Source organism: Thiomicrorhabdus xiamenensis, from assembly GCF_013282625.1.
In the GTDB taxonomy this organism is placed as follows: domain Bacteria; phylum Pseudomonadota; class Gammaproteobacteria; order Thiomicrospirales; family Thiomicrospiraceae; genus Thiomicrorhabdus; species Thiomicrorhabdus xiamenensis.
The window spans coordinates 2,141,260-2,155,775 of record NZ_CP054020.1 but is presented as its reverse complement, the minus strand read 5'-3'; the positions used below and the strand labels follow the sequence as shown (position 1 = coordinate 2,155,775).

General features: G+C 50.4%; 14 protein-coding genes. 3 read left to right on the top strand and 11 right to left on the bottom strand.

Features of this window, described 5'->3' with window-relative positions; genetic code table 11:
- From HQN79_RS09955 to HQN79_RS09945, 3 genes are read left to right on the top strand one after another with little or no spacing between them, the layout of a single operon-like run.
- A complete protein-coding gene (locus HQN79_RS09955; protein WP_173286111.1) occupies positions 1 to 906 on the top strand; it encodes a YihY family inner membrane protein in 906 nt (301 codons plus the stop codon).
- Positions 903 to 1,916: a FecCD family ABC transporter permease gene (locus HQN79_RS09950; RefSeq protein WP_238843353.1), complete on the top strand. Its 1,014-nt coding sequence runs from the start codon at positions 903 to 905 to the stop codon at positions 1,914 to 1,916. Before HQN79_RS09955 ends, HQN79_RS09950 begins: the two co-directional genes overlap by 4 nt.
- A complete protein-coding gene (locus tag HQN79_RS09945) occupies positions 1,913 to 2,743 on the top strand; it encodes an ATP-binding cassette domain-containing protein (RefSeq protein ID WP_173286109.1) in 831 nt (276 codons plus the stop codon). The genes HQN79_RS09950 and HQN79_RS09945 overlap by 4 nt, the downstream gene beginning before the upstream one ends.
- Positions 2,744 to 2,748: 5 nt before the next feature.
- Here the strand turns inward: HQN79_RS09945 and HQN79_RS09940 are convergent, their stop codons facing one another.
- From HQN79_RS09940 to ectA, 11 genes are all read right to left on the bottom strand, one after another.
- Positions 2,749 to 3,915, bottom strand: coding sequence for an HprK-related kinase B (locus HQN79_RS09940; protein WP_173286107.1), 1,167 nt, complete (start codon positions 3,913 to 3,915; stop codon positions 2,749 to 2,751).
- Entirely contained in the window at positions 3,902 to 4,807 is a 906-nt protein-coding gene (locus HQN79_RS09935) for a GAK system ATP-grasp enzyme (protein ID WP_173286105.1), read from the bottom strand. The genes HQN79_RS09940 and HQN79_RS09935 overlap by 14 nt, the downstream gene beginning before the upstream one ends.
- The gene (locus HQN79_RS09930; protein ID WP_173286103.1) at positions 4,800 to 6,434 is read right to left on the bottom strand and encodes a phosphotransferase; all 1,635 of its coding nucleotides are present in this window, start codon (positions 6,432 to 6,434) and stop codon (positions 4,800 to 4,802) included. Before HQN79_RS09930 ends, HQN79_RS09935 begins: the two co-directional genes overlap by 8 nt.
- Before the next feature lie 49 nt (positions 6,435 to 6,483).
- Positions 6,484 to 6,780, bottom strand: coding sequence for an amphi-Trp domain-containing protein (locus HQN79_RS09925; protein WP_173286101.1), 297 nt, complete (start codon positions 6,778 to 6,780; stop codon positions 6,484 to 6,486).
- 26 nt (positions 6,781 to 6,806) lie between these two features.
- The gene (locus HQN79_RS09920; protein ID WP_173286099.1) at positions 6,807 to 8,027 is read right to left on the bottom strand and encodes a metallophosphoesterase; all 1,221 of its coding nucleotides are present in this window, start codon (positions 8,025 to 8,027) and stop codon (positions 6,807 to 6,809) included.
- Between the two features lie 32 nt (positions 8,028 to 8,059).
- A complete protein-coding gene (locus tag HQN79_RS09915) occupies positions 8,060 to 8,761 on the bottom strand; it encodes a histidine phosphatase family protein (protein ID WP_173286097.1) in 702 nt (233 codons plus the stop codon).
- A gap of 116 nt (positions 8,762 to 8,877) precedes the next feature.
- Positions 8,878 to 10,011, bottom strand: a complete 1,134-nt coding sequence (gene nrdB / locus HQN79_RS09910) for a class Ia ribonucleoside-diphosphate reductase subunit beta (protein ID WP_173286095.1) — start codon at positions 10,009 to 10,011, stop codon at positions 8,878 to 8,880.
- 357 nt (positions 10,012 to 10,368) lie between these two features.
- Positions 10,369 to 11,829 (bottom strand): aspartate kinase, encoded by a 1,461-nt coding sequence (locus HQN79_RS09905; protein ID WP_173286093.1) that lies wholly within the window; start codon positions 11,827 to 11,829, stop codon positions 10,369 to 10,371.
- Positions 11,830 to 11,991: 162 nt separating this feature from the next.
- Positions 11,992 to 12,390, bottom strand: coding sequence for an ectoine synthase (locus HQN79_RS09900; protein ID WP_173286091.1), 399 nt, complete (start codon positions 12,388 to 12,390; stop codon positions 11,992 to 11,994).
- Positions 12,391 to 12,450: 60 nt separating this feature from the next.
- Entirely contained in the window at positions 12,451 to 13,713 is a 1,263-nt protein-coding gene (gene ectB / locus HQN79_RS09895) for a diaminobutyrate--2-oxoglutarate transaminase (RefSeq protein WP_173286090.1), read from the bottom strand.
- 58 nt (positions 13,714 to 13,771) lie between these two features.
- Positions 13,772 to 14,317, bottom strand: a complete 546-nt coding sequence (gene ectA / locus HQN79_RS09890) for a diaminobutyrate acetyltransferase (protein ID WP_173286087.1) — start codon at positions 14,315 to 14,317, stop codon at positions 13,772 to 13,774.
- Positions 14,318 to 14,516: the final 199 nt, after the last annotated feature.

Below are 14,516 nucleotides of genomic sequence, written 5' to 3'. Positions count from 1 at the left end.
ATGCCTTCGGCACGACAAACAGATTACAAAAGTTCATTTTCCGTGTTTAAAAACATTGCCCACTGGCGTTTCTGGTTCAGGTCGGCGGTGCGTTTTCAGCAGCAGAAAGGCTCCGATGCCGTCGCGATTCTGGCGTATACCTCGCTGATTGGAATCGTGCCGATGCTGGGTGTGATGCTGGCGCTGTTTTCGGTATCGAGTTACTTTTACGATTTCGAAGCGTTGGTCATGGATCAGGTCGTCAAAAACCTGATGCCCAGTTCCCAACCGGTGATTCAGGATTATCTGTTGCAGTTCTCGTTTCAGGCAACGCATCTGAAATGGCCGGGGCTGATTATGATGTTTCTAACCACTGTGATGCTGCTGTGGAAAGTGGATCAGAAACTCAACCAGCTTTGGCCTGAGGGGGCAAAACGGCGCTGGTGGGTCAGTCTGTTGCACTATCTCGGCATCAGTCTGTTTGGGCCGATTCTGCTCGGATTGAGCCTGTTGGTGAGCTCGGCGATTCTGGCATTGCCTTTGGTCAGCGATACCACGCCTTTTATCGAGAAACTGCTGTTCGGTTTGAAAATTATTCCGGTCGCCTTGAGTTGGCTCGGATTTACCTTGCTGTATAAATTCGTTCCGGCTTGTCACGTTTCCACCCGGGCGGCTTTTTTAGGCGGTTTTATGGCCATGCTGCAGATGGAATTGCTCAAAGTCGGTTTCGGAATCTACGTCAAGCTCTTCCCGACCTATGATCTTATCTACGGCGCTTTTGCCGCCGTGCCGCTGTTTCTGCTTTGGCTGTACCTGATCTGGTTTATTGTGATCTGGAACGGTGCTGTGGTCGCAACGCTCAGCGAACAGTATCTGGGTTGGAAAAAGGCGCAATTGAAAGCGCAGGCACCCGAGGCAATGACATGAGAAAAGCTTCGGGAGCGTTTCCGGCACGCAGATCGGCGATATTGGGCGGAATTCTGCTGCTGGCTGTGCTCGGGCATCTGTTTGTCGGGCACAGTTCGCTGAACTGGAGTACCTTGCTGACGGAAGGGGTCAGTACCCAGCAGTGGTTTATTTTGCAGGAGTTCCGTTTGCCGCGCGTCCTGATGGCGATCATTGTTGGGGCCGGTCTGGCCGTCGCCGGTGTTGCCTTGCAGGCGCTTTTCCGCAATCCGCTGGCCGAGCCGGGATTGATTGGCGTCGCCAGCAGTTCCGCCTTTGGTGCGGTAGCGATTATGGTGCTTGGCGGCTGGCTCTGGCAACAGGTCGCATTATGGCAGATCGGTTTTTTCGCTTTTGCCAGCGGACTTCTGGCGACGCTGCTGATTTACCGACTGGCGACGAAATCGGGTCAGACCGATATTGCGCTGATGCTGCTGGCTGGGGTGGCCGTTAATGCCATTATGGGTGCGGCCACTCAGCTGTTACTTAGTGTCGCGGATCTGGTGCAGTTGCGGACGGTGACTTTCTGGTTGATGGGGTCGCTGGTCAATCTTTCATGGCCATCGGTAGTGGGTGTGTCGGCTGTGGTGCTGTTCTGTACGGCGGTTTTGTGGCGGCTGGTCCGAGCGATGAATGCGTTTGTTCTGGGCGAAAACAGTGCTCGCTATATGGGCTTCGATACAGGTCGTTTCAAATGGCAGGTAATGATTTTCAGCGCCCTGATGGTCAGCAGTGCCGTCTCGGTGGTCGGTGTCATCGGTTTTGTCGGTCTGGTGGTGCCGCATATTGTCCGTTTATGGGTCGGCTCCGATCATCGTCTGGTTTTGCCTTTAAGTGCCCTTGGCGGAGCGATACTGCTGGTTCTGGCCGACTGGCTGGCGCGAGTCATGCTGCATCCTCTCGAGTTGCCGATCGGGCTTCTGATGGCTTTGATCGGCGCCCCTTTCTTCCTGATGATGTTGCTTAAACAGCGTAGAGGATGGCGTCAATGAAACGAATCGTCTGTCAGAACCTCGCTTACCGAATCGCTAAAACGGAGTTGCTTGAAGAGATCAATGCCGAATTCCAGAGTGGGCAGATCAATGTCATTCTAGGGCAGAACGGCGCGGGAAAATCCACCTTGCTAAGCCTTGTGGCAAAAAGCCTCGAACCGACCGAGGGCGAGATTTTCTGGCACAAAGAGGCGCTGTCCAGTATCAGTCTACAGGCGCTTGCGCTGCAACGGGCCGTCGTCGAGCAGCAGCAAGGGGTGCAGTTTGATTTCACCGTCCGTCAACTCGTCAGTTTGGGATTGGAAATTCAGTACAGCAGTGAATTACTGGAAGCCTATCGGCATGAAGGGCGCTTCGAACGCTGTCTGCAGCGTATTATCACGATTTGCGACTTGGATAACCTGCTGGATCGTTCGATCTTGAGTCTGTCCGGCGGGGAGTTTAAACGGGCGCAGCTGGCGCGTGCTCTGGCGCAGATCTGGCCTCTTGGCGACTGTGAAAAGCGCGGCGAAGAAATGGATTTCAGCGGCAGGTGGCTGCTGATGGATGAGTGGAATGCCGCTCTGGATATGCGTCATCAGCAGTGTTTTGCGGCGATGTTACGTCAGTGGTGTAGACAGGGACTGGGCGTGATTATGGTAGTGCATGATCTGCCTTTGGCCATGCAGCTAGCCGATCGGGTACTTCTACTTAAACAGGGGCAGGTTGTCGCTGAGGGCGAAGCCAAAGAGGTCCTGCAACCGCTGATTCTGCAGGAAGCGTTGGAGATGCAGCTGCAGAGCTTTCATGACGAGAGCGGGCAGGCGCTGTATCTGCCGCAGTTCTGATTCAATTACAGGTTTTCTGACGACTGATTCAGTTGGTCGAGTATTAACGATTTGGCTTCGGTGAAATCGATTTTGCCGGTCAGTTCCAGAACCGGTACTTTGCCTAAAGCCTGCTGATAGTCGAGGGGATTCGGAATCAGACCGTTTTTCAGAAATTCGCCCGAGGCGTCGCTGTAAAAAGGGCCGGGGCTTTTGACCAGTGCCGGGATCAGGTGCGGCGACTCCTGCAAAGTTGTGCGATGCACTTGAGTGCGTTCATTGCTGACCGCCTGCCAGTTCAGAATCACTATCCAGTCCAGTTCACGCTCCTGAACATAGCAGTTTTCCCAATACAGCCGGTCTACCGGGGCATCGAATTTCATCTCCAGAGCGCGCAGTGCTTCCTGTGGCATGGCGAGAAATTCGCTGCGTTGCTGTTCGCTAATCAGCGAGTGCAGACGCGGGTTATGAACAATTGTGCCCGGGTTGATTCGCGGTTGCTTTGGGATGCCGCGCATCAGCATGTGCTCTGCGGCATCCGCTTTAAACAGCAGACGGTCATTACTGATAAAGTGTTCACCTTCTTCCAGAAGATGCAGCATCAGAGTCGATTTACCGCCGCCGGAGAGCCCGGCGATGGCGACACCCTGTTGTTTGATCTGCAAGCCTGCGGCGTGCCCGAGCAGCCAGTTGCTTCGAATATGCCGGTTCAGATACTGGGTCAGAATAAAGTTGATAATCTGGTTGGGATGCTTTTCCGCAGGGCCGAAGGCCATAAGAGGAAACTCCGGGGTCGGTCTGGCCGGTTGCAGGAACAGCATCCCGGTTTTGACCTTATACAGCAGGCGCAGTTTGCCGTGCGCAGTGTCGAGATCATAAACCGCATCTTTGCGTCCGCTTTTGCCGGCTTCGCGTTTCCAGTCCTGCCAGTCGGTGGCGGCAATCAGTTCTTCAGCAAGGGACGATTCGAAGATAAAAATCGTCTCCCAAGTTTGCGTCTTATCGCTATTCGTGTCCTCGTCGCTCCACACGGACAGATTACCGAAATAGTCGGCCAGCTCCTGCAACAAAGTTTCACTGTTGCTGTGCACTCGGTAACAGGCGTCTTTAAGGTTAATCTCCAGGCAGGAAGAGTGCACCTCAGGCTGGCTGGCAATCAATTCCGAAATCAGGGACGCATTAATCATTGGCATCGCTTTTCTGTAAATCCTGAATGACGTAATCAGTGTAGGCCTGCGCCATATTAAGGTTCAATCCTTCTTTGGCGCCTTTGAACCCTCCGAATGCAGACACTTCAAAACAGACCGGCCCCTGATCGGTTTCGGCAATATCGACCGTGGTATAGGAGAGGTCAAACTGCGCCTGTGCTTTTTGGGCCATGTCGATGATTTCCTGCGACGGCTTCACTTCGGCGTATTTGCCTCCGGAGTGAATGGTAGTGTTCCAGCTGTCGCCGTTGGCGACCCGGGCATAGGCGCCCTGATATTCGCCGCCGAGGAAAACCAGCCCCATGTCATGACCGGGCAAATTCATTTTCTGCTGAATGTAGTAAAACTGATGCGTGTGATAGAACGCCTGCAGTTGTTTGCGGATTTCGCTCTCCTTCTGATCCGCCTTTATCACTTCCATACCGCGCGCCTTGGTGGAAAACAGCGGCTTGAGCACCACTTCACCGAATTCTTTGACGGTATTGAAGGCGGCGTCGTGATCTTCGGTAATACACGTTTTCGGCATGGGGATTTTTGCCCGCGCCAGGGAGATGGTGCAGCTCATGCGATCCACCAGGCGGATGATCTCGCTCGGTTTGGAATAGACTTTCACACCGCAGGATTCGACGAAACGCAGAATTTCCAGACGGTCGATCACCATCGGGCTGTAGGTCTGAGAGATCTTTTTGATAATAATGCCGTCGAGTTCGCACAGGCACTGCCCCTGATAGGTGACTTTCGGCGTCGAGAGATCGGCGACGACTTTTTCGATATCGATGACCATCCGGAAACCGGTTTTCGCTTCGATCTCGTCGGCCAGGACTTCGGTTGACCATTTGCCGGGAATACCGACAACGCCAATTTTCAAATTAGTCACGGAAGAGCTCCTTTGGTAGCTGATAGTTGGGCAGTTCTTTTTTCGGAAGATTTATCAGTTGTTCCAAGAGGTAACGCCCCTTAAAGAGCATGGATTTGGCGTGTTCCTTATCGAGCACGAAGCGGGTCGAGCTGATAAAAGAACGCGCCAGTCCGAGTGCCATGCGTTTTGCATAGTCATTATCGTTATTCTGTTCGGCATAGTCGGCACCGAAGTCGTAAATCGCTTCGATGGTCAGACGGATGCGCCGACGCACTTTCGGATCGTAGTTGGTCAGGCGGTAGAAAGAGACCATCAGTACCGAGAGGTCCTGAGTGTAGTCAAGGTATTCGGAGCGATGCAGGTCGATAAAGCTGATATCGTCCTTTTCGGCATCGTAAAGGATATTGTCGACATTGAAGTCGCCGTGAATATAAACCGCATTGGCCACCTGAAACTTCTCTTCCAGTTTGGCGGCCTGCTTGATCAGCTGTTCCAATGACGCCTGCTGGGCATCGCCGATGCGCAGTCCCTTGCTTTTAAGGTTGAATTCAGGGTGTACGGCGTAGACGTTTTTCAGTCGTTTCTGCAGCTGCCGCATAAAGTTAGCGCTGATCGGCTTGCTTTTTTCGGTGGCTTGCCAGATTTCGCTGAGGGTGGCAAACAATCGGTTCAGACCGGATTGCAGCGCCTGACGGTCTTCCAGAAGCAGCTTGTCGAAGGTCTTTCCGGTCAGGTATTCAAACAGCAATGCGGCTTTGTCGCCCTGTTTCTGATAGGAATACACTTCCGGAGCGATCCCGGGGAATTTCTCGTGCCAGCTTTCGATACCGATCTTTTCTTCCAGAAGCTTGTCTTTACGTCCCTGTTTAAAGATCGCCAGAATCTCTTCCTGCGCTTCGCTGGCCGAGGTGACGCCGGAAATCGTACAGCCGGATTTGGTTTCGCCCATAGAGTGGATATTGATGCTCTGTTCGGTCAGGTCGTAATCCAGTTCGGACAAGCTGGCTTCCAGCGTCTGATAACGGTCAATCTGGATAAACTGACCGAGTTTACCGGAGATAATTCCTTCTCCGATTTTAAGTAGGGCATCGGCCATATTCAGAATGTCGCGGACGATAAAGCTGCTTTGCATCAGTGCCTGGCTGTACTGTCCGGTTTTCAGGTTGTCCTGATAGCGGTCCAGTTGCTGACGACAGCTTTTCTCAATCCGCCCCTGGAGCTGGCAGATGTCGATCGACAGGGTCAGCTCTTCACTTTCGACGGCCGGTTCGATCAGCGACAATCCTTTATTGAGGTCTTCAAGCGCTGCGAAGATACGCTTTTTCTGCAACAGTTTCAGTGATTTGCACTGTTCCAATTGAAAGCATAAGGCTTCGAGCTGCGAGGAGAGGTGATGCAGGCTATAGGAAATATGTTCAAAGCCCTGCAGCTGAGCCTGATATTCGCGGTCTTGTCGCAGGCTGCTGTTGTAAGAGCGGTTCAGTAAGCTGAGATGGGCGTTTTCGATATAGTCGATACGTTCGAGGCTTTTAAGGAACAGGCTCGGATCATTTTCCGCGATGCCGTCGTAGATGGTTTGCAGCTGTTTTTGCAGATCGATCAATAGAAAGCGCAGACTTTCATAGACCTCGGGAAAATGATTCATAGTGGTTGTGTACCGTGAAATTGACAAGACAGATCGGTGAACAAGAGGCTTATTTCTTTTTCTTGGGCTTTTTGGCTTTTATAAAAAGCGGTGCATTATCCGGGTCGTCGTCATCGGTATCGTTGGTCCAGCTGAGTTTGATGCGCAGGCTCTGTTCTTTTTTGGTTTTGCTGGCTTTGATATTCATTTGCGTAAGTTCGCTGGTATTGATGATCTGGGTATCTTCATCGTCCGACAGCAGAATTTCGCCCTTTTCGATCCCTTTGGACAGGGCTTTCAGATAATTAACAACGGACTCTTTGTCTTGCAGAGATTCATGCTCGAAGTATTGCGGTTTCTTTGCCATTATGAACGCCCTCTTTTACCCGCTGATCAATTGTATCTAACGTTCGGGTTTGTGAACCTTGAAGGGTGGAACTGTTTCGGCGCGCTCAGATCGTTGCTTAACGCCTGAACCGTGCCGTCGGAAGAGAATATTGTAACAGCTTGACCGTTTGCCGGCAGGTTGCTTTTGGCTCGGCAGTTGGCGTTAAGTTCCGTATCGCATTCAAAATGCAGAATGCCCTGACGAATAACCAGTTGTTGACCGTTGTGGTGGGCCCGATGTCCGTTAACCAGTGCATAGATTCGCTGGTTTTTCAGAGCCTGCGCGCCCAGTTCTGAAAAGGCCCAGTCTTTATTGCGGTATTTGGTGCGCACGACATTCCCCAGTTCACTGTAGTAGATTTCGAAAATCTTGCCTTGCTGTAATGCCTGATTGAACTGTTGGTTGATGCGTTCGACCGGTTCTTTCAGCAGACGGTGTGCGATCCGGTCGTCGATTCCAGCATGGCAAAAAAGATAACTGCCATGCTGCTGCATTAATTGCAGGTTTTGGAAGAACCAGGAAAATTCCCCCTCTGCTTCGATGAACAACTGCTTGGCTTTGTTAACCGCTTGCATCAGTTGATTCCAGTCATAACCGTATGCACTCCACGCCTCGATGAAGTCCAGTTTCTTTTTGCGGATCTGCTTGAGCTCTTTTTTGAGCTGTTTGTCGCTCATAAAGTTACAGGCGTACTGCGGAAAAAGTTCAAACCACTGCTCGTCGGGCATCAGCTGAGCTTCAATCAGGCTCTGTGGTAAAGGTTCAACTTTTTCATTCCAGCAATACTGCTCGAAGATTTCGGCGAAAAAAGCGGCGGTTTTTCGCCCCATTCGTACGAAAAAGTGGGATTGTCGCAGATCGTCCAGATGATTGGTGGCTAAAAGTCCGGCATAGACTCTCAGATCGTGATTGCCTGACAGCAGAACCAGGTCGGGATGGCGTGTACGCAGTTGATTCAACAGACGGAATAGCGCCAGATTACTCGGGCCTTTGTCAAAGCAGTCCCCGCCGATCAGAATCTGAGCGTTTTCTGCGCCGGGTGAAAGATAAAGCGTTTCATGAGTCGAACGCTGTTCGATCAGTCCGCTTAATTTCAGGGAGTTGAGCAGAGCGTCGGCATCGGCATGCAGGTCGCAGAAAAAGTAGATATCTTTTCCCGGCGTCTGCCAGCGGTGAGGGGGATTGAATTCGTTGGCAGTCGACCAACTTTCTGTCAGGGCATTCATCAGAAGTCCTCCACTAAAATTTTGCGATCCGTTTAATCAGGGCGTTCTTCTTCCTGACGCACTTTCCATTTTCCGGCGAGCAGGTCGATTTCCAGTTGGTGTCCCTTTAGGCGGCATTCGAAAACCATCGGTTGCGCATAGTGCATTGAGTAACGACCGATCTCCGCTTTTTCCAGCAGACCGAGTTTATAGGCGGCATGACGAAAGGCTGCACCATGGCCGACCATTACGATCAACTGATTATTCGACTCGCTGTTGGCCATGACCTGAAGAGCAGTCTGTTGAATGAACTGGCTGACACGTGTGCCGGCCTGCATAAGGGATTCGGCACCGTCTACCGGCAGGCAGAAGTCGGAATTGCTTTTCCAGTGCGGTGGCAGAGGTGCGAACCGAGGATCCTGGTCAATCACTGCTTCAATCTGTTCAAGCGTCAGATTGGCCAGAGCACCGACGGAACGCTCGTTCAACGCAGAGGTCGTTTCTATCTGACAGGACTGTTTGAGTTGGTGCTTGATTTCGGTGGCAGTCTGCCAGGAGCGCAACAGATTCGAGCTGTAAATGCTTGGGTAAAGTTGCCACTTTTGGTGCTTGATCAGTTTTTGCAGCGCTTTGGCGGCCTTGCGGCTTTGCGCAAACCCTTCTTCAGTCAATCCGTAGGGTTGTAGGGCGCTTGGCGTCTGCGGCTGTTGTTCGTACTGTGCGTGGCGTAAAAAAGCTAAATAACATCGTTTCATTCGGCCAGTTTAGTGAGCACGAATGACGCTTATGTCACAGCTAGGTGAAAAATTTATGACGGGGGGAGAGAGGCGGCAGAAACTCTGCCGCCGACGGAAAATGAGAAGTGTAACCCTTATAGGGAGAAGTCGCTGAAGTCGTTGGTATCGACTTTGGAGTCGACTTGCCCTACAAGGTAGGAGCTGATTTCCGATTCCTGCGGAGCGACCTGTACATTATCGCTGACCAGCCAGTTATTCATCCATGGCAGCGGATTACTGCGGTTTTCGAAAATCGGTTCCAGATTCAGCGCTTTCATGCGCACATTGGTAATGTATTCGACATACTCTTTGAGAATGCTGGCATTCAGACCGATCATCGAGCCGTCCTTGAACAGGTATTCGGCCCACTCTTTTTCCTGTTGCGCTGCAGAGCGGAAAATTTCGATGGCCGCTTCCTTCTGTTCTTTGGCGATGACAGCCATTTCAGGGTCATCTTTGCCATCGGCCATCAGATTAAGGATGTTCTGGGTTCCAGAAAGATGCAAAGCTTCATCGCGGGCAATCAGTTTGATGACTTTGGCGTTACCTTCCATCAGCGATCTTTCGGCAAAGCTGAATGAGCAGGCGAAGGAAACATAGAAACGGATGGCTTCCAGAACATTGACCGAAACCATGGTCAGATAAAGTTGGCTCTTGATCTGTTTGCGGAATTCCGGATTGTCATTCAGGTCAATCTCTTCGGCGTACATTTTGTTGGTCAAGGCGATCAGTTCGTCATAGTGCGAGGTGACAGCCAGTGCGCGCTTGGTGATTTCGTCGTTATCGACAATATCGTCAAATACTTCGGACGGATTGGTGAAGATATTGCGGATAATGTGCGTATAGGAGCGACTGTGAATCGTTTCCGAAAAGGCCCAGGTTTCGATCCAGGTTTCCAGTTCAGGAATGGATACCAGAGGCAGCAACGCGACGTTTGGGCTGCGTCCCTGAACCGAGTCCAGAAGGGTCTGGTATTTAATGTTGCTGACGAAGATATGCTGCTCGTTTTCCGGCAGTTGCGAATACTGGGAACGGTCGGTTGAGATGTCTACTTCTTCAGGGCGCCAAAAGAAGGAAAGTTGCTTTTCGATCAATTTTTCAAAAAACGGATATTTCTGCTGATCGTAACGCGCCACATTCACATTTTGTCCAAAGAACATCGGCTCTTTCATTGCATTATTGTGACCCTGACAAAAAGTTGAGTAGGTGTTTTTATCTTGGCAACTCATATCCGTTTATTCCTTCTAAATCGAAACAGGGGCTTGGCCCCGAAATTTTAAGAGATTGACTATTTTAGTACTGAATGAGATTAATTGTCATTTAAAATATTTCAGGAGTTCTCTCTTTCTTGTGTTTTTTTACTATAGGTTGTGTTTTTGGTTTTTAATGGTAACAATTTATAGTGGTTACGGCGAGTATTACATGTTGCTTCTTGCAGATGATTCGGTTTAATCTCCACTATGGGGAGCAGAGGAGATCGCGCCGGTAATTTTCAGGGCTACGAAGTGAAAAAAAGCGATGGCGGAAGATCCGTCATCGCTTTTCTTTTTCAAGGCCGATCGAATGCCGGCGCGTATGTAGCACTTTTAGTGCGAGGCGATTGCCATACCGTGATCGTGCACCTCAATCAGTTTCTGGTGCAACGCTTTGACGGCGGTTGCGTAGCAGTCGGAATCGACAAAGATCTGCATCTCTACCTGACGGGTATTCTGATGCATGGCTTCGATATTGATGCCTTTGTCGGCCAAGCTTTGGATCGCTTTGGCCAGAAGCCCCTTGACGCGCATATTACTGCCCATTGCCGAAACCATGCACAGTTTGCTGGTGGTAATCTGCGCCGATGGGAACAGTTCTTCCAGTTGACTGGTCGCGTGGTTTACCTTGTTCAAGGTACTGTTGATATACAGGGTGATCGTATTGGCGTTGAAATCCTTACTTACCACTTGGCACTTATTGCGATTGGTCACTTTCAGAATCTGGGCTTCGTAGTTGCCCTGTTCGTTCATCATTTCCTGATCGAAGATTTCGACAGCAATCAGTGAATCCATACCTGCGATGATTTCGACTTTCGGTTCCTCGCTCTTATAGTCCGCAGTAATCAGCGTACCGTGATGCTCCGGTTCGAAAGTGTTCATGATGCGCAGCGGGATTCGTGCCTGACGCAAGCCTTTACCTGCACCCGGGTGAATCGCTTCCATACCGAGGTTGGCCAGTTGGTCGGCAATGTCGTAACTGGTTTTTCCGATCGGTACCGCGTTCTCTTCACCGACCAGACGTGGGTCCGCGGAAGAAAGGTGGAATTCCTTATGAATGACGGCTTCGGTCGCTTTCAGCATAACGGCGATGCGGCTAAAGGTCATCTCCGAGTAACCGCGGTCAAAGGTACTGATCAGGTTTTCTTCACAGTGTGCATAACCGGTGACGATCGGTAAGGTGGTGCTAAAGTCGACATCGGCGAAAGCGGTTTCGATATGCTCGTCCAAAGGCAGGATCTCTTTACGATCCCAGCCGGTCAGGTCGACAAATACGCTGTTGACCCCTTGGTTCTTGAGCAATTCAGCCAGGTTGTAGGCCGAATGGGCTTCACCGATCGAAGCCAGCAGCTCGCGCACGGTCAAAAGATGTTCACGCAGTTCGAAGTGGCCGTGACGGCAGATTTCATGCAGGTGAACCAGTACTTCTCGTGTGTCGGTGATACGGGCATCGATAAAGGCGTTGGCATGTTTCAGCTGTTCACCGTCGCTGAACAGTTCACTGTTGATTTTTAACAGTTCTGCACGCAAGGTTTCCAGCGCTTCCTGCCAGTTATGGCTGTCGTCGCCACGGGCAAACAAGCCGTAAACACCGGGTTGTCCGGTTTTTTTGTGCTCAAGCAACAGGTTGGTCACGCCGCCGTAGGCCGAGACGACCAGAACCCGATTGTAAGGGGATGCCGGATAGAGCACGATGTTATCGCGCACCGCTTCGTAGGCGCTCATTGAGGTGCCGCCGACTTTTTCAACACTTAGTTGACGGGGCGCGCTTTGTGAATTTTCTTGGTTTGACATAGGTTTAGCGATCTCTAAAACGATTTTTAAGGGCCATTTACTTGCCTGAGAAAAATGGGCGATATTTTACCGCCACACTTTTCTCAAGGGAAGAATTAATCTTCTTCGGAAAGCGCGATTCATTAAAAAAATACGCCTTTCCGAAAGGATCCTTAAAAACGCTTAGTCTTCGCTTGGAAGGTTGTAAGAGCCGTCTTTGTCGTGCGTTTCACGCCCGGTGACCGGTGGGTTGAATACACAGACCATGCGCATTTGCGAGCCCTTATTGGCGCGAAGGATATGCTGATCATGCTCGTTCAATGCGTAGACAGTCCCTTCGCGGATCGGGTGAGTAATTCCGGTCGCTTTATCGTAGATTTCACCTTCACCCTCAATGCAGTACACCGCTTCAAGGTGGTTTTTATACCAGAGGTGAAGATCTTCGCCTTCCTTGATCAAAGTGTCGTGCAGGGAGAAGCCCATGCCGTCTTTGGCCAGCAGCAAACGGCGGCTGGTCCATTGTTTACTGTCAACATCGGCATCGGTGCCGATAACATCGTCATATAGGTTTTTTACAATCATGGAAATTCCTTGTTTTCGGCTCACCGAGCGGCAAGCCTTTTCTTATTCATCGTTTCTGGATTAGTAATCTGCCGAACAGGTTTTAATCGCGTTCTTCAGGATGTCGAAACCTTCGTTGATCAGCTCTTCAGAGATGACTAGAGGCCCCAAGAATTTAATGACATTGCCTTCCGAACCGGCCGTTTCAATGACGAGACCTTTTTCGAAACATTCGCTGCATACTTTGCCGCACAATTCCGGGTCACGGAATTCAATCCCCCAGATAAAGCCGTGTCCGCGAACATCTTTCGTCAGGTGCGGATACGAAAGCGCCAAATCTTGCATACGCTCTTCAATTAATTTGGATTTTTCTTTGTTTTCGTTGGCAAAGTTGTCGTCAGACCAGTATTCGTTGATAGCGGTGGCAGCGGCGACAAATGCCAGGTTGTTACCGCGGAAGGTACCTGAGTGTTCACCCGGAGACCATTTGTCGAGTTCCGGTTTCATCAGTACCAGCGACATAGGTTGACCGGTACCGATGGATTTCGACAGCGTAACGATGTCAGGCTGAATGTTGGCGCGTTCAAAACTGAAGAAGTCACCGGTACGACCGTTACCGACCTGGATATCATCCACAATCATCAGAATGTCGAAGTCATCACAGATCTTACGCAGGTCTTTCAGCCATTGTGGACCGGCGACATTAATCCCACCTTCGGCCTGAATGGTTTCCAGTACGATCGCTGCCGGCAGTTCGGTACCTGAAGATGCATCTTCAAGAATTTTGCGCAGGTAAGCGATGGTATCGACCTTATCACCAAGGTAGTTATGGAAAGGTACCTGATAGGTATAACCCGGAACGCCGTAACTGTCGTCGTGGTAATACTGGTTACCGGTAATACTCAAAGAACCCATCGACATACCGTGGAAACCGTTGGTGAAACTCATTACCTGTTTGCGGCCTTTTACCTTACGCGCGATTTTCAGCGCCGTCTCGATGGCGTTGGTTCCTGTCGGGCCGACAAATTGCAGCTTGTAGTTCAGGTGACGCGGTTGCAGGATTTTGGTAACGAAAGCTTCGATAAATTCTTTCTTGGCGACCGTCCCCATGTCCAGGGCGTGACCAATACCGTTACGTTGCAGATATTCAATAATCGCGGTATTGATTGTCGGATTGTTGTGGCCGTAGTTCAAGGCACCGGCACCGGCGAAAAAGTCGATGTAACGTTTACCATTGGTGTCCCAAATTTCGGCACCCTTAGAGGTGTCGAATATAGTCGGGAAAGAACGAATGTACCCGCGAACTTCGGATTCATAAGTATTAAAAATTTCTAAATCTGACATAGTTTTCTCTCAATCTTAAATTTGTTTAAAACGGTTTAAATAGTGTTATTGGTGCTATTTAAATATCGGTTAAGTAATCATTCAGGCTTTGGCCATCGGGAGCGGTTAGGAAGTAATAATCCTCCGCTTCATGTTCCTGACCGGAAAAATGCGCCTCGGTCAGAAAGGTTTCGCTGCGTAGAGTCAGTCCGAAAGCTTTTGCCAGGCTCTTGAACACGCCTTGCGATGCCTGATTGCTCGGACTGATTGTGCAGCTTAGGGATTGCAAAGGTGCTTGACTGAAAGCCAGGCTCTGTTTGATCAATTGCTTGACCAAACCTTTGGCGATACCTCGGCCACGGCCCGTTTGGGCGACGACCATCTGCCAGACAAACAGCTCTTCGGGTTTGTCCGGGCGTAGATAGCCGGAAATAAAACCCAGCAATTCGCCGTCACTTTCGGCAACAACACAAGTATCGGCGAAATGCGAACTTTGCAAAAAGTACAGATAGCTCGAATTCAGATCCAGAGGAGGTGAATCGGCAATCAGTTGGTAAATTCTGAGGCCGTCTTCCAGACGGGGACGGCGATATCTAATCAGTGAATTATCTGTATCGATCTCCATAGTAGAAGTCTTCGGTTAAAGATGAATCTTTGACCAATCGCGCTGAAACAAAAGTTAATTTGAGAAACACAAAAGACGTTAAGAGCATATTCGAAACAGCGTAAAGTCGGTGAATTGACTGAGGCAGGGTTGTCCCTCGCTGCATATGCCTTACGATTGATCCTGAGGGTTTTGCCCTAGGGATTAGACTTGACCGGTT

What these genes read in the sequence shown, in the direction of transcription:
- HQN79_RS09930 (WP_173286103.1), bottom strand. Translation starts at nt 6,434, where the DNA reads ATGAATCATTTTCCCGAGGTCTATGAAAGTCTGCGCTTTCTATTGATC.
- HQN79_RS09905 (WP_173286093.1), bottom strand. Translation starts at nt 11,829, where the DNA reads ATGTCAAACCAAGAAAATTCACAAAGCGCGCCCCGTCAACTAAGTGTT.
- ectA (WP_173286087.1), bottom strand. Translation starts at nt 14,317, where the DNA reads ATGGAGATCGATACAGATAATTCACTGATTAGATATCGCCGTCCCCGT.
- ectB (WP_173286090.1), bottom strand. Translation starts at nt 13,713, where the DNA reads ATGTCAGATTTAGAAATTTTTAATACTTATGAATCCGAAGTTCGCGGG.
- HQN79_RS09900 (WP_173286091.1), bottom strand. Translation starts at nt 12,390, where the DNA reads ATGATTGTAAAAAACCTATATGACGATGTTATCGGCACCGATGCCGAT.
- HQN79_RS09915 (WP_173286097.1), bottom strand. Translation starts at nt 8,761, where the DNA reads ATGAAACGATGTTATTTAGCTTTTTTACGCCACGCACAGTACGAACAA.
- HQN79_RS09940 (WP_173286107.1), bottom strand. Translation starts at nt 3,915, where the DNA reads ATGCCAATGATTAATGCGTCCCTGATTTCGGAATTGATTGCCAGCCAG.
- HQN79_RS09955 (WP_173286111.1), top strand. Translation starts at nt 1, where the DNA reads ATGCCTTCGGCACGACAAACAGATTACAAAAGTTCATTTTCCGTGTTT.
- HQN79_RS09945 (WP_173286109.1), top strand. Translation starts at nt 1,913, where the DNA reads ATGAAACGAATCGTCTGTCAGAACCTCGCTTACCGAATCGCTAAAACG.
- HQN79_RS09920 (WP_173286099.1), bottom strand. Translation starts at nt 8,027, where the DNA reads ATGAATGCCCTGACAGAAAGTTGGTCGACTGCCAACGAATTCAATCCC.
- nrdB (WP_173286095.1), bottom strand. Translation starts at nt 10,011, where the DNA reads ATGAGTTGCCAAGATAAAAACACCTACTCAACTTTTTGTCAGGGTCAC.
- HQN79_RS09925 (WP_173286101.1), bottom strand. Translation starts at nt 6,780, where the DNA reads ATGGCAAAGAAACCGCAATACTTCGAGCATGAATCTCTGCAAGACAAA.
- HQN79_RS09950 (WP_238843353.1), top strand. Translation starts at nt 903, where the DNA reads ATGAGAAAAGCTTCGGGAGCGTTTCCGGCACGCAGATCGGCGATATTG.